The organism is Streptomonospora salina (assembly GCF_014204715.1).
In the GTDB taxonomy this organism is placed as follows: domain Bacteria; phylum Actinomycetota; class Actinomycetes; order Streptosporangiales; family Streptosporangiaceae; genus Streptomonospora; species Streptomonospora salina.
On record NZ_JACHLY010000001.1, the window covers coordinates 2,223,155 to 2,237,296 of the forward strand.

Below are 14,142 nucleotides of genomic sequence, written 5' to 3' on the forward strand. Positions count from 1 at the left end.
CGGCCTCTGGACGCATCGCGGGAATATAGTTCAATATTCAACTGTTTCCAGGGCCGAAGTCACAATCACGATGATCACTACGGAGGAGCGAGCATGGATGTGCGCCCGGCGGGCCTCCACCACGTCACCGCTATCGCCAGCGATCCCCGGGCCAACGCCGACTTCTACCTGAACGCCCTGGGTATGCGGCTGGTCAAGAAGACCGTCAATTTCGACGCGCCCGACACGTACCACCTGTACTACGGAGACCGCGCCGGCAGCCCCGGCACGATCATGACCTTCTTCCCCTGGCCCAACGCCCCCAAGGGCCGCTTGGGCGCAGGCCAGGCAACCACCACGTCCTTCGCGGTCCCCGAAGGCTCGCTCGGCTGGTGGCAGAACCACCTCGGCTCGCTCGGCATCGAGACCGGCCGGCCCGTCGAACGGCTCGGCGAGGACGTGTTGAGCCTGCACGACCCCGACGGGCTGGTCATCGAGCTTGTGGCCGGCGCCGGCCACAACGGGACCGACCCCTGGGAAGGCGGCGGGATCCCGGCCGAGCACGCCATCCGCGGAATCCGCGGGGTCACACTGACCGAACACGACCTGGACGCCACCGCGGGCATGCTCGGCGGCAAACTCGGCTTCGAGCTCGCCGCCGAACTGGGCGACCGCTACCGTTTCCGCACCGACGACGCAGGCGCGGGCGTGGGGACGGTCGTCGATGTGATCGCCGATCGCACGGCCCGCAACGGCCTCGTCGCGGCCGGCACCGTGCACCACGTCGCCTACCGCGCACCCGACCAGCCCACCCAGATCGAGTGGCAGCAGAGCCTGGCCGACGACGGCGTCGGGGTCACCGAGATCCGCGACCGGTCCTACTTCACGTCCGTCTACTTCCGCGAGCCCGGCGGCGTTCTGCTGGAGATCGCCACCGACGGCCCCGGATTCGACTACGACGAGCCGCTGCTGCAGCTGGGCCGCGACCTGAAGCTGCCGCCGTGGCTGGAACCCCAGCGCGAAGAGATCGAGCGGCACCTGCCGGAACTGGTCGTCGACGGACAGGACCGGGCCGCCCCGGCGGCGCCCGCGAACAGCGAGGAGGCAGAACGGTGACCACCACCGAGGACTTCCACCACGTCTACGTCCCCGCCGAAGAGCCCGGACACCCCACGCTGCTGCTTCTGCACGGCACCGGCGCCGACGAGCACGACCTCCTCGCCCTCGGCCGGGCGCTGGCGCCGGGCGCGGGTCTGCTGTCGCCCCGCGGCAACGTCGACGAGCAGGGCGCCAACCGGTGGTTCCGCCGCCTGCGCGAAGGCGTCTTCGACGTCGACGACGTCGTCGCGCGCGCCGGCGAGCTGGCCGGATTCGTCTCCGCCGCCGTGGACCGGTACGGATTCGACCCCCGCAGCCTGATCGCCGTGGGCTTCTCCAACGGCGCCAACATCGGCGCCGCCACCCTCCTGCTGCACCCGGGGACCCTGGCGGGCGCCGCGCTCTTCGCCGCCGCCGCGCCGCTCCAGGACCGCGAACCCGCGGACGTCGACCTGTCGGGCACGCCCGTGTTCCTCGGCGCCGGGCAGGCCGACCCCATCACCACCATCGACGACGCCCGGCTGCTCGACCGCCAGCTGCGCGCCCGCGGCGCCGACGCCACGCTGCACGAGCACCGCGGCGGCCACGAGCTTCCGCCGGCGGTCCTGGCCGCGGCGCAGAGCTGGCTGGTCGGCAGCGGGCCGACCGTCTCCCCCGATCCGCGAAACCGCGCGGAACCGCCGTCCGCAGCCGCGGACGGGACCGGGTGAGGGCGGGCGTGAGTACGATGACGCCCATGTCCGCTGAAGACGAGGGAGTACGCTGGCTCGACGCCGAAGAGCAGGCGATGTGGCGCCACCTGCTGCGCGCCGAGTCCCGCATCGAGGAAGAGCTGGACCGCGACCTGCAGACCCGCAACGGCATCGGCCTGATCGAGTTCGGCATCCTCGTGGCCCTGTCCGAGGCGCCCGGAGCCCGCATGCGCATGCGGGTCCTGGCCGACAGCGTCATCGTCTCCAAGAGCCGCCTGTCGCACCAGATCACCCGACTGGAACGCACGGGCTACGTCCGCCGCGAGCCCTGCGAGGAGGACCGCCGCGGCTACTGGGCGATCCTCACCGACGACGGGCTCGCGATACTGCGGGGCTCCGCCAAGGGCCACGTCGCCCGCGTGCGCGAGCGCGTGTTCGACCGGCTCACCCGCGACCAGGTCCGGCAACTGTCCGCGATCATGCGCACCCTCGAAGCCGACGACGGCCCGGCGGGCGCGGCCGGGGGCTGAGGCGGCCGTCCTCCGCCTCGCGCCACCGGCCGTCCCGCGCGGCTGCGTTCCGGGCCCCGCCGCGTGTCAGGGCCGGCGGCCCAGGAAGGCCATCAGCCGGTCCTGCTCGGACGCGGAGGCGTCCACGGTGACCTCGGCGCCGCAGACCCCCTCCATCCGGAGGCTGTCCCCCAGCCCGTGCGCCATCTCCCGGATGCGGGGCAGCTCGTCGGCGGGCAGCGTCTCGTCCTGCCCGGTGGCCCGGGCGAGGTCCCAGGAGTGCACGACCAGGTCGAAACCGAGGAAGTCGTCGACGGTCGAAGCGACGCTGAGGCGGCCGAAGTAGCCGTCGTACTCCCTGGACGCCTGCTCGGGGTCGTCCAGGATCTCCTCCATGGCCGCGCGTACCTCGTGCCACGCCGCCACCGGGTCCTCGTCGGGCGACTGCGACGCCTCGATGTCGATGCCGACCTGGCTCGGCATGCGCGTATGGTTGCCGATCATGTGGCGCAGCAGATCGCGGGCGTTCCACTCCGCGCACGGCGTGGGCGCCTCCCACCCTCCTGCGGGCACGCCCTCCACCCGCCGGGTGAACTCAGCGGCCAGCTTGCGATAGCGCTCGGCGACCTGTGCGGTATCCCGATTCGATGTGTCCATACCCCCGATTCTCTCCCGCGACCCCGCGCGCGGTCATGTACGGATCGGACACGAGCGCCGGCCCGGCACCGGCACCCAACGCACCGGGCGGGCCGGAACCGCCGTGCCCGCCGCCCCGCGCGGCGGGGCGGCCGGTGAGCTCGTGCGGACCGGCGCCGCCGAGGTCGCGGCACTCGCGGTGCAGGTGCGACTGGTCGGTGAATCCGGCGTCGTGCGCCAAGCCCGCCAGGTCGGCGGGGGCCGCCGGGCGGCGTGCCAGGCGCAGGAACCGCTGGAGGCGGAGAATGCGGCGCAGCAGGGCGGGCCCGTAGCCGAACGCGGACGTGCAGCGCCGGTGCAGCTGGCGCTCGCTGAGCCCGGTTTCGGCGGCGAGCACAGCGACGGGGGTCGCGGGGTCGGCGGAAAGCATGCCGACGACCGCCGCGGCCACCGGGTCGGCGGGCGGTGCGCCGCGCTGCCGGCGGCGCACCAGGTCTTCGAGCACGGCCACGCGTTCGGTGTCCGTGCGGGCGCCGCCGAGGCGTTCGAGCAGCCTGCGCCGCTCCCCCGAACCCAGCACGTCCTCGATGGGCACGCGCCGCTCGCGGGCGTCGGCGGTGTCCATCCCCAGCAGCGGTCCGGCGCGCCCCGGCCGGAACCGGACGCCCGCCGCCACCGCGCCGCCCCCGAGGGAGAACGTCCATCCGGTGGTCTCCGGTCCGCACACCACGACCCGCCCGCCCTCGGTCCACAGCAGGTCGACGCAGCCGTCGGGCACCAGCCGCTGACGGCCCTCGATGCGCGCGGACCAGTGCAGCAGCAGATCGCCGGCGAGGTCCCCGGGGACGGCGGCGGGCGTGTACCGGGTCATCGGACGCGCTCCCTTCGCTGCGTCGCCGGGCTCGCGGATCCGGCCTGCGCACGTCCCTCCGGCGGTGCGGCGGGGGCCGTGTGCGCCTCCGCGCGGGGCGGAGGGGCGAACGCCCGAGCCCGCCGGGGGTCCGGTCGGACACGGCGGGCGGGCACCCGGCGGTCTCCACGGCGGCGGGATCCGCCGCACCCGCTGCGGCCCGGCCGAACACGCGCCCCGCACCGCCGGGCGGGCCCCGCAGCCCCTTCCGGTCGTGCTTCGCGGCTCGTGCGGGGCCGGATTCGCGCGCCGACGGCGGGTGTCCGAGACTGTTGCGACGACGGCAGCCGATCCGGACCTGGGAGGGCCGAGGGCCGATGCCCGAACACGACACCGCCGGCGGCGCCGCGCACGCCGGCGCCCTCGAACCGCACCTGCTGGCGATCAGCGACCTGCACGTGTCCCATAGCGGCAACCGCGAGGTGCTGGAAGGGCTGCACCCCGGCACCTCCGGGGACTGGCTGATCGTGGCCGGCGACGTCGGCGAACTGCCCTCCGACGTCGAGTGGGCGCTGGGCCTGCTGCGCGGACGCTTCGCCGAAGTGGTGTGGGTCCCCGGCAACCACGAGCTGTGGACGACCCCGCGCGACCCCCGCCAGTTGCGCGGCGTCCACCGCTATGAGCAGCTGGTGGACATCTGCCGGGACCTGGGGGTGCACACCCCCGAGGACCCGTACCCCGTATGGCGGGGCGCAGGCGGCCCGGTCACGGTCGTGCCGCTGTTCACTCTCTACGACTACACCTTCCGCCCTCCCGGCACCTCCACGAAGGAGGAAGGCCTGGCATACGCCCACAGCACGGGCGTGGTGTGCACCGACGAGTTCATGCTGCACCCCGATCCCTACCCCAGTCTCGACGCGTGGTGCCGGGCGCGCCTGGAGTACAGCGAGCGCCGGCTCGCCGAGGTCGGCGGGCCGACGGTCCTGGTCGACCACTATCCCCTGGTGCGCGATCCCACCGACGTCCTGTACTACCCCGAGTTCGCCCAGTGGTGCGGCACTGTGCACACCGCGGACTGGCACACGAAGTACGACGCCGCCGCGGTCGTCTACGGCCATCTGCACATCCCGCGGGTCACCCACCACGACGGGGTGCGGTTCCAGGAAGTGTCGGTGGGCTACCCGCGCGAGTGGAAGCGCCGCCCGGTCCCCGACGACCGACTCTACCGCGTGCTTCCCGCACCGGACCGGGACTGACCGGCGCCGCTCGCGCTCCTGGTCACCGGGCCGCCCGGCACGGGCCACGACTGGACACCCGTTCGAACGTGTGTTCGCATAGAAGGCATGCGTTGGGAATCCTTGCGTGACCGGAACGACGACCCCGCGTTGTTCGACCGCGCCGACGTCGCACCCGGGCCCGGCTCGGAGCGCGGCACGGGGCGGGCCGGATTGAGCGAGCCCGGACCGGGGCCGGTACTCGGCGGTGAGGGCGGCGACGCCGTGGCAGTGGAGATCCGGGCCCGCTCGATCGTCAACCGCGTGCCCGGCGAAGCCGCCGTTCCGTTCCGCTGGACCGTCAACCCGTACCGGGGGTGCAGCCATGCCTGCGTGTACTGCCTGTCCGGCGACACCCCGATCCTCATGGCCGACGGCCGGACCGCGCCCCTGGCCGGCATCCGGGTCGGCGATCGGATCTACGGAACACGGAGCGCCGGCGACCACCGGCGTTACACGCCGACGACGGTGCTGGCGCATTGGACGACGGAGAAGCGCGCGTACCGCATCACGCTGGCGGACGGAACGGTCCTCGTCGCCAGTGGCGACCACCGCTTCCTCACCGTCCACGGCTGGAAGCACGTCACCGGTGCCGTGTCCGGCCACCGGCGGCGCCCGCATCTCGCCGAAGGCGCCGGGCTGCTGGGGCCCGGCGGGTCCGCGGACGCTCCCGGCGATCTCGACGGCGTCGCGCTGAACCCGGACACCCCGCTCGGCGTGGTGTCGATCGAGGACACCGGCGAGGTCCGAACCCTGTACGACATCACGACCGGCACCGGCGACTTCCTCGCGAACGGCGTGGTGAGCCACAACTGCTTCGCCCGGCGCACCCACGAGTACCTCGACCTCGATTCCGGGCACGACTTCGATTCCACGATCATGGTCAAGGTCAACGCCGGCGAACTGCTGCGGCGCGAGCTGGCGAATCCGCGGTGGTCGGGCGAACCGATCGCGATGGGCACCAACACCGACCCGTACCAGCGGGCCGAGGGCCGGTACCGGCTGATGCCGGAGATCATCGCGGCTCTGCGCGACTTCGCCAACCCGTTCTCCGTCCTCACCAAGGGCCGGCTGATCCTGCGCGACCTCGACCTCCTCGAACAGGCCTCCCGGGTCACCGACGTCGGGCTGGCGGTATCGGTGGGCTCTCTCGACGACCGGGTGTGGCGTTCGGTCGAGCCCGGAACGCCGCGCCCGGCCTCCCGGCTGGACGTCGTCCGCCGCTGCGCCGATCGCGGGTTGAACTGCTCGGTGCTGATGGCACCGATCCTGCCGGGGCTGACCGACTCCGCCGAGCGGATCGAGGCCACCGTCGCCGCGATCGCCGAGTCCGGCGCGACGAGCCTCACCCCGATCGTGCTGCACCTGCGCCCCGGCGCGCGGGAGTGGTACCTGCAGTGGCTGGCCCGCGAGTATCCGCACCTGGTGCCGACGTACCGCGAGCTGTACGGGCGCGGCGCCTACGCCCCCCGGGACTACCGCGACCTGATCGGTGCGCGGGTCCGCGACGCCGCCCGCCGCCACGGCCTTGCGCAGCCGCCCGGGGACGGAGGCAGCGGCGGCGGGACCCGCCACCGCCCCGCTGCCCCGGAGGATCCGCCGGCGGGGCGGAGCGGCCCGCCTTCTGGATACGGCGAGCAGCTTCCGCTGCTGGGAACGTGACGGAGCGCGTCCGCCCACCGCTGACTCGGAACCGAACACGTACGGTAAAAACCCCGATCCCGCACACACCTCGGAAGACTCCCTCGACATCCGGGTTTATCTGCGGCAATGTCCGATCCATGCCATCTCCACACGGGCGGTTCACCGAACCCCGACCCTCCGCCGGTTCCTCACACTGGGTGACGACCGAGTCGTCCCCGCGGGGATCCACGAAGGAGGAACCATGTCCGTGTTCACCGCCGCCTCCCGCCGCACCGCCGGCCTGCGCACCGCCGCCGTAGCGGGGGCCGCCCTGCCCGCCCTGGTGGCGGGCGCGCCGCTCGCCGCGGCGGACCCCGGCGGATACGCGTCCGCCGAATCGGTGCCGGCATGCGAAAGCCACCACGTCAAAGTCATCGAGAACGGCCGTCACGGCGCCGCCGGCACCATCGCCTTCGAGCTCGCGCTGCTGCACATATTCGACGGCAGCGGCGCGTGCCTGATGCCCGGTTCGGTGGATGTGCGCTGGATCGATGTCGACGGCGAGCAGGTCGGTTCCTGGGCGGTCCAACGCGGCGAACCGGGCGAACCGTTCGTGCTCGACGAGGGCGAATCCGCCGAGTTCACCATGTACCACCACCGCGCCCGCAACCACGATCCCCAGGAGTGCGAACCGACCGAGGTCTACGGAATCGAGTACTTCGTCGGCCCGGACGGTGAAGGCGGGCGCGCGGGCATGGGGCCGGGCATCTACGTCTGCGCCGACACCGAGATCGAGGGCACCAGCCTGTCGCCGGTGACACCCGGCCCGCACGACTGACCGTTTCCGGCGCCACGCGCGACGGCGGGCGGACGGCCCGTGGCCGGATCCGGCCACGGGCCGCCATCCCCGCCCGGCCACCGGAGCGCCGACCCGAATCCGGCGCCGGAACTGTTGCCGTTCCGCCCTCTCCATGATTCACTATTCTTTGAATACACGACATCATGTATCTTCAAAGGACGGAACCCGTGGCCTGGATCGCACTGGCGTACTTCACCGCCCTCCTCGTGATCGCCTTCGGGGTGCAGTCGTGGCGCCACCGCCGCCGGACCGGCGACTCCGGACTGCGCATGGACGCCGCCCCCGGCAGCGTCCAGTGGTGGGGGAAAGCCGCCTTCGCCGCCGCGCTCGTAGCCGGATTCGCCGCGCCCGTCGCCGCCCTGCTGGGCATGCCCGCCCTGTTCGATTCCGGCGCCGCGTCCGCCGCCGGAATCGCGATCCTCACCCTCGCTCTGGCCGCCGTCCCCCTCGCCCAGGGCTCGATGCGCTCGTCCTGGCGCGTGGGCGTCGACAGCGGCGAGCACACCGACCTCGTGACCGACGGCCCGTTCCGCCTCGTGCGCAACGCGATCTTCAGCATCGTCGCGGCGGTCTTCGCCGGCATGCTGCTCCTGGTCCCCAACCCCGTCGCGGCGCTCGGGCTCGTCCTCGCGGTCGCCGCGGTACAGATCCAGGTCCGCCTGGTCGAAGAGCCCTACCTGCTGGACACCCACGGCGGCGCCTACCGCGACTACGCCGCACGCACCGGCCGCTTCGTTCCGCTCGTCGGCCGCCTGCGCCCGTGAGGAACCGCCGACGCGGCGGCCCCGTTCCCGCAGGGCGGCCGGCCGGGCGGATCCGGCGGGATTAGCATCGACGTGTGGCCCCATCGCGCCCCGATCACGACCCGCGGCCCGCTGCGCCGGCGCCGGCGGGTGATGCCGGGCGGCCCGGTTCCGGCACCGCCCGGCCCGAGCACACCGGCGACACCCCCGCGGCCCCTGAACGGTCACCGGAGGCGGATCCGGCGCCGGCTCCTGTGGCGGTTCCCGAGGCGGATGCGGCCAAAGCGGCGCTGTTCGACGAGCAGCGCCCCCGGATGCTGGGGCTGGCCTACCGGATGCTCGGCTCCGCGGCCGAGGCCGAGGACGCCGTGCAGGACGCGTACCTGCGCTGGAACGCCGCCGACACCGCCGCCGTCCGGGTACCCGCGGCCTGGCTGACCAAGGTCGTCACGAACCTCTGCCTGAATCGGCTCACATCGGCACAAGCGACCCGCGAGAGCTACATCGGCCCGTGGCTGCCCGAGCCCGTGCTGATCGACGACGGCGCGCTGGGCCCGCTGGAGACCGCCGAACAGCGCGACTCGGTGTCGGTGGGCGTGCTGGTCGTGCTCGAACGGCTCACCCCGCCCGAACGCGCCGTCTTCGTGCTGCGGGAGGCCTTCGGCCACACCCACCGCGAGATCGCCGACCTGCTCGACGTCGGCGAGGACCATTCGCGGCAGCTGCTGCGGCGCGCACGCGAGCACGTGAACGCGCCCCGGCGGCGCTTCGCCGCCGACACGGCGCAGCAGCGCCGGATCGTCGAACGGTTCTTCGCGGCGACCGTCCAGGGCGACGTGCGGGCGCTGGAGCGGATGCTCGCCGAGGACGCCGTCGCCTGGTCCGACGGCGGCGGCGCGACCCGGGCGGCGCGCCGCCCGATCTCCGGGCGCGCGAAGGTGGCGCGGTACCTGGCCGCTGTCGCCGCCCTTCCCGAAGCGGAGGGGCTCCGGGCCGAAGCCGCCGAAGTCAACGGCGAATCCGCGGGGGTGCTGCGGATCGGCGGCGAACTCATCGGTGTCGTGTGGCTGGAGGCCGACTCCGGCGGCCGCGTCGCGGCGGTGCGCGCCGTGCTGAATCCCGGGAAACTGGCGTACTTCGCGAGCCAGACCGGCACCGGCGCACACGGTGACGCGGACGGAGCCCCGGCGGACTGACCCCGCCCCGCACCGGAGCGTGTGACACGGGTCACCGATCCGACTGTCACACGGCGCGCTCGCCACCGGTTCAACTTCCGAGGACCACCGCAGGAACACGGAAGGGCAGGAACCATGGCACACCACCGCGTCGTCGTCCTGGGAGCGGGCTTCGCCGGCCTGGCGGCCGCGAAGCGCGCCGCACGGCAACTGCGCACCACCCGAGCGCAGGTCACCCTCGTCAACGCCACCGAGGCCTTCGTGGAACGCACCCGGCTCCACCAGGTCGCCGCCGGCCAGGAGCTCGCCGACATCCGCATCCCCGACCTCCTCCGGGGAACCCGAGTCGAAACGGTCACAGCGCGCGTGACGGGCATCGACCCGGACTCGCGCACCGTGTACCTGGCCGACCGGCGGGACGGGGAACCCGCGAACGGACGACTGCACTACGACACGCTCGTCTACGCGCTGGGCAGCTCCTGGGACACCCATGGCGTACCCGGCGTGGCCGAGCACGCGTTCGCCGTGGCCGACGCCGACCGGGCGGCCCGGCTGCGCGACCGCCTCGCCGCCCGCCTCGGCGGCGAGGCCCCGGCGCCTCGCCCCGAACCCGTCTCCCGGGGCGCCGGCGGGGCGCCCGCCGCCAGTGGCGGCGAGCCCGACCGGCTCCCGCCCGCGGGCACGGCCGGGAACGGCCCCGAGCACCACCGCATCGTCGTGGCCGGCGGCGGACTGACCGGTCTGGAGACGGCCGGCGAGCTGGCCGAAACCTACCCGCGGGCGCGCGTCGAGCTCGTGTCCGCCCGGCCGGTCGGCGACTGGCTGCAGCCGCGCCCGCGGCGCCACCTGCACCGCTCGCTGGAGAAGCTGGGGGTGGCGGTACGCGAGCACACCGCTGTCAGCGCCGTCGAGGACGGCCGGCTGCTGATCGAGGACGCCGCCCCGATCGGCTTCGACACGCTGGTGTGGACCGCCGGTTTCCGGGTCCACTCCCTGGCCGCCGACGCGGGGTTGGCCGTGGACGGCGACGGGCGCCTGCTCGTCGACGCGTCCGTCCGGTCCGTCTCCCATCCCGAGGTCGTCGGAGCCGGCGACGCGGCAGCGGCGGAGACGCCGGGCGGCGTTTCGCGGATGACCTGCCAGACGGGGCTGCCGATGGGGCAGGGGGCCGGTGACGTGGCCGCCGCTCTCGCACGCGGGCACGCACCGCGGCGGGTGCGGCTGCGCTACAACGCGGTCAGTATCAGCCTGGGCCGACGAGACGGCGTCACCCAGTTCGTGCGCGCCGACGACACCCCCGTGCGCGCCGCTCTCACGGGCCGTTCCTCGGCCGCGCTGAAGGAGGCGGTCACCCGCGGCGTCGTCGCCACGCTCCGCCACCCCGGCCCCTACCTGCCGCGCCGGGGGTGAGGGGCGGCGACGCCCCCTGACCGGGCGGGATCATCCCCGCCCGGTCCCGTCCGCCCCTCCCCGCAGCGGGACCGCGCGCCAGTACTGCTTCGTGCGTTCGTCGCGCACGACCACCCCCAGGTCGGCCAGCTGCGCGCGCAGCTCCTCGGCGTCGGCGTCGGCGTCGGAACCGTCCTTGCGCAGCGCCCGCTCCCGCGCCGCCAGCAGCGCGTGGGCGCCGGCGGAGAGCTCGCGGTGCCCCTCGACCCAGCGCCGGTACTCGGCCGCGTGCGGATCGCCGCCGTCGTGCCACGGGTAGCCGTGCGCGCGAAACGCCGCGGCCAGCCGGCGCCCGTCCAGGTCGGCGGGCCGACCGGCGACCTCCTCGGTGTCGTGACCCAAGGCCACCAGCCGTGTTCCGTCCATGAAGACGGCGCGGACCTGCGTCCGCGCGAAAGCGGTCCGCCGGCCGCCGCGGTCGATGGTGGCCGTGTCGTCGTCGACGGTCACCGTGGCCGACTCGCCTTCGCCGATGAACGCCACTGCGAGTCCGGCCACGAGCCCCACCGCGGCGCCGCCGATACGGGTAGGCAGGTCGGGCAGCGCGGAGATCAATCGGACCGGCCCTTCCATCGGCACCCACGGCCATGTCGCGAGCCAGTCGACCAGGCTGCGCAGCAATGCGCCGAGCCCGGCCCCGGCCAGCGGGAACCCGCCCCACATGAGGACGCGTACGCCCGTTCCCGGCGCGACGACCGTGGCTCCGCCGGGGTTCGGCGCCTCCGGTTCCATAGCGGCTCCCTCCTCAGCTCCAGCGATTCCCGAACTCCTCTGCGGACCGGCCCCCGATCGGCCTGCCAGGCGCACCGCGGCGGTGGCCACCGCGATCCCGGCGACCAGCAGCGACGCGTCGACGAAGACCGTGTAGCCGTCCAGCCCGGGAATCCGTGCGACGGCCGACAGCCGCCCGGCCGCCTCGCCTATGCCCGTCCCCGACACGTCGGCGAGTCCGGCGGCGGCCTGGAGGATCAGCACCGACCCGGCGACCAGGCCCGCGATCCGGGCAGTCAGGGCGATCCGTGTCATGCCTCGACGCTAGAGCGCCCGCGCGGTGCGGCGCATCGGCCGCCGGTATCGGACCGGGCGACGTCGGTCGCGTTCGGGCGGGCCGCTGTCAGCCGAAGGTATCGGCCCCGCCGACGCCGGTCGGCTCCTGCCCACCGGCCGCCCGGAGGGACCGGACCGGCGGGTTAGGTTCAGGGCATGGAGCGCACAGAACCGGGCAGTCCGAGTGCGGAGCCCGTCGGCTCCGGGATCAGGCGCGGGCCACGGGAGTGGGCCGCCGACACCGGCCTGTTCCTGGCGGCGGTGCTCTACGGGCTGGCGTGGGCGGTCGCGCTGGCGGAGGATCCGGACGTCACCGAGACGGCTCTGCTGCGCGAACAGGCCGTCTGCGCGGCCGCGTGCGCCGCGGTCTGGGTTCGCAGGCGCTGGCCGGTCGGTCTGGCGCTGGCGCTGATCCCGCTGTCGGCGTATGCCGCGCTCGCCGACGGCGCCCAACTCGTCGCCCTGTTCACCGTCGCCGTGCACCGGTCCGCGCGCACCGCCGCACTGTGCGGCGCCGCCGCGGTGGCCGGGCAGATCGGCTACTTCGCGGTGTTCACCGGGATCGCTCCCCCGGACCGGCAGGCCGACCCCGGTGAGCTGGAGTGGATCGTCGCGTTCACGGCCGTGACGGTCGTCGCGGTACTGGGCTGGGGCGCGGTGATCCGGCACCGGCGCCGGCTCGTGCTGTCGCTGCACGAGCGGGCGGTGCGTGCCGAGTCCGAGGCGCAGCTGCGCGCGGAGCAGGCGCAGCTGCACGCGCGCGAGCAGATCGCCCGCGAGATGCACGATGTGCTCGGGCACCGGCTGTCGCTGCTGAGCGTGCACGCCGGCGCCCTGGAGTACCGCCCGGACGCGCCGGCGGCGGAGGTCGCCCGCGCGGCGGCGGTGATCCGGGAGAGCTCCCATCGGGCGCTGCAGGACCTGCGCGAGGCCGTCGGCGTGCTGCGCGCCCCGGTGGGCGAGCTTCCGCAGCCGAAACTGGCCGACGTGCGCGGGCTGGTCGCGGAGTCGGCGGCGGCGGGGATGGGCGTCGAACTGGACGACGGGGTATCGGGCCGACCGCCCGAAACCGCGGGCCGCACGGCCTACCGGGTCGTGCAGGAAGGGCTGACCAATGCCCGTCGGCACGCGCCGGACGCGCGGGTGCGTGTCGTTCTGCGGGGCGCGTGCGGGGAAGGGCTGTCGGCGGAGGTCGCCAACACCGCGCCGGGTACCGGCGGCGGCTACGGGGGCGGACCGGACGAACGAGACGAACCGGACGGCGGGGGCGGCCGAGGGCTTCTCGGGCTCGCCGAACGCGTCGCGCTCGCCGGCGGGCGGATCACCCACGGCCCCGACGGCGCGGGCGGGTTCCGGCTGCGCGTCTGGCTGCCCTGGAGCGGCGCGGACGAGGAGCCGACCGGCGCGAGCACCGGTCCCGGCGGCGCCGAGCCGCGCTGAGCCTCCGCCGAACCGCGTCGATCTTGTAGCTACGGAGAGTGAAACCGGTTTCCCGTGACGTTAGCTACAAGATCGACGCTATGGGCGGGGGGTCGCCGGGCCGGGTGTTCCAGTCGGTCAGCACCGGGCGGCCGTGCTCCAGGCCCAGGCGGGCCGTCGCGGCCGTCTCCAGGCGGAACAGGGAACCGCACTCCGGCGGCAGACCCAGGCGCCGGGCCGTGAGGACGCGCAGGAAGTGGCCGTGGGCGACCAGCGCGGCGTCGGCGGAGTCCGGATCGTCCACGAGGGGCCGAAGCCGCTCCAGCACCCGGTCGGCGCGGGCGCCGACGCCGGCGACGGTCTCGCCGGGGTGGTCGGCGTCTCCGGGCACCACGCCGTCGCGCCAGATGTACCAGCCCGGCCGCTCGTTCCGGACCTGCGCTGTGGTGATGCCCTCGTAGCCGCCGTAGTCCCACTCCACCAGGTCGGGGTCGGTCTCGGCCCCGGGCAGCCCCGCCAGCTCGGCGGTGCGGCTCGCCCGCTGGAGCGGGCTGGTCAGCACCCGCGACAGCCGATAGGACGACAGCAGCGGCCGCAGGGCGCGCGCCTGCTCTTCGCCCTCGGCGGTCAGCGGCACGTCGGTGCGTCCGGTGTGCCGGCGCGCGACGCTCCACTCGGTGCGGCCGTGGCGGATCAGCAGCAGTCCTCCCACGCGGCTCCTTTCACGGGGTGTTCACCGGCCTCCGGGGCCGGGGCCGGTCCCCTGGGGCCGGGGGCCGGCCCCAGGGG

14 protein-coding genes are annotated in these 14,142 nt (G+C 74.3%); 10 read left to right on the forward strand and 4 right to left on the reverse strand.

The features are described from left to right. Nucleotides 1-93 precede the first annotated feature (93 nt). The 3 genes from HNR25_RS10030 to HNR25_RS10040 are packed head-to-tail and all read left to right on the forward strand — an operon-like array spanning nucleotide 94 to nucleotide 2,299. On the forward strand, nucleotides 94-1,095 hold the full coding sequence (locus HNR25_RS10030; RefSeq protein WP_184634394.1) for a ring-cleaving dioxygenase: 1,002 nt from the start codon (nucleotides 94-96) through the stop codon (nucleotides 1,093-1,095). Continuing rightward, complete coding sequence (locus HNR25_RS10035) at nucleotides 1,092-1,787, forward strand: alpha/beta hydrolase (protein ID WP_184634396.1); 696 nt, start codon at nucleotides 1,092-1,094, stop codon at nucleotides 1,785-1,787. The genes HNR25_RS10030 and HNR25_RS10035 overlap by 4 nt, the downstream gene beginning before the upstream one ends. Before the next feature lie 26 nt (nucleotides 1,788-1,813). After that, nucleotides 1,814-2,299: a MarR family winged helix-turn-helix transcriptional regulator gene (locus HNR25_RS10040; protein WP_376767489.1), complete on the forward strand. Its 486-nt coding sequence runs from the start codon at nucleotides 1,814-1,816 to the stop codon at nucleotides 2,297-2,299. A 66-nt stretch (nucleotides 2,300-2,365) separates the two neighbouring features. On the opposite strand, the gene HNR25_RS10045 is transcribed toward HNR25_RS10040, so the two are convergent. Then, complete coding sequence (locus tag HNR25_RS10045) at nucleotides 2,366-2,935, reverse strand: TIGR03086 family metal-binding protein (RefSeq protein ID WP_184634399.1); 570 nt, start codon at nucleotides 2,933-2,935, stop codon at nucleotides 2,366-2,368. Continuing rightward, the gene (locus HNR25_RS10050; protein WP_184634401.1) at nucleotides 2,874-3,785 is read right to left on the reverse strand and encodes a helix-turn-helix domain-containing protein; all 912 of its coding nucleotides are present in this window, start codon (nucleotides 3,783-3,785) and stop codon (nucleotides 2,874-2,876) included. The genes HNR25_RS10045 and HNR25_RS10050 overlap by 62 nt, the downstream gene beginning before the upstream one ends. Before the next feature lie 356 nt (nucleotides 3,786-4,141). Between HNR25_RS10050 and HNR25_RS10055 the strand changes: the two genes are divergently transcribed. The 6 genes from HNR25_RS10055 to HNR25_RS10080 all read left to right on the forward strand — a co-directional run bounded on the left by HNR25_RS10055 (nucleotide 4,142) and on the right by HNR25_RS10080 (nucleotide 10,848). After that, the gene (locus HNR25_RS10055) at nucleotides 4,142-5,020 is read left to right on the forward strand and encodes a metallophosphoesterase family protein (protein ID WP_184634403.1); all 879 of its coding nucleotides are present in this window, start codon (nucleotides 4,142-4,144) and stop codon (nucleotides 5,018-5,020) included. An 87-nt stretch (nucleotides 5,021-5,107) separates the two neighbouring features. Then, complete coding sequence (locus HNR25_RS10060) at nucleotides 5,108-6,700, forward strand: Rv2578c family radical SAM protein (protein ID WP_184634405.1); 1,593 nt, start codon at nucleotides 5,108-5,110, stop codon at nucleotides 6,698-6,700. A 223-nt stretch (nucleotides 6,701-6,923) separates the two neighbouring features. After that, nucleotides 6,924-7,499, forward strand: coding sequence for a DUF4232 domain-containing protein (locus HNR25_RS10065; RefSeq protein WP_184634407.1), 576 nt, complete (start codon nucleotides 6,924-6,926; stop codon nucleotides 7,497-7,499). A gap of 188 nt (nucleotides 7,500-7,687) precedes the next feature. After that, nucleotides 7,688-8,284: a methyltransferase family protein gene (locus HNR25_RS10070; protein ID WP_312862456.1), complete on the forward strand. Its 597-nt coding sequence runs from the start codon at nucleotides 7,688-7,690 to the stop codon at nucleotides 8,282-8,284. Nucleotides 8,285-8,517: 233 nt separating this feature from the next. After that, complete coding sequence (gene sigJ, locus HNR25_RS10075) at nucleotides 8,518-9,459, forward strand: RNA polymerase sigma factor SigJ (protein ID WP_312862457.1); 942 nt, start codon at nucleotides 8,518-8,520, stop codon at nucleotides 9,457-9,459. Nucleotides 9,460-9,573: 114 nt separating this feature from the next. Further along, entirely contained in the window at nucleotides 9,574-10,848 is a 1,275-nt protein-coding gene (locus HNR25_RS10080) for an NAD(P)/FAD-dependent oxidoreductase (protein WP_184634412.1), read from the forward strand. A gap of 30 nt (nucleotides 10,849-10,878) precedes the next feature. Here HNR25_RS10080 and HNR25_RS10085 read toward each other — a convergent pair whose 3' ends face one another. Further along, nucleotides 10,879-11,913 carry a YqeB family protein gene (locus HNR25_RS10085; RefSeq protein ID WP_246463557.1) on the reverse strand — a complete coding sequence of 345 codons (1,035 nt, stop codon included), beginning with the start codon at nucleotides 11,911-11,913 and terminating at the stop codon, nucleotides 10,879-10,881. Between the two features lie 177 nt (nucleotides 11,914-12,090). Here HNR25_RS10085 and HNR25_RS10090 point away from each other — a divergent pair, with 177 nt between their 5' ends. After that, nucleotides 12,091-13,374 (forward strand): sensor histidine kinase, encoded by a 1,284-nt coding sequence (locus HNR25_RS10090; RefSeq protein WP_184634414.1) that lies wholly within the window; start codon nucleotides 12,091-12,093, stop codon nucleotides 13,372-13,374. A 64-nt stretch (nucleotides 13,375-13,438) separates the two neighbouring features. Here the strand turns inward: HNR25_RS10090 and HNR25_RS10095 are convergent, their stop codons facing one another. Beyond that, entirely contained in the window at nucleotides 13,439-14,065 is a 627-nt protein-coding gene (locus tag HNR25_RS10095; RefSeq protein ID WP_184634416.1) for a histidine phosphatase family protein, read from the reverse strand. Nucleotides 14,066-14,142 lie beyond the last annotated feature (77 nt).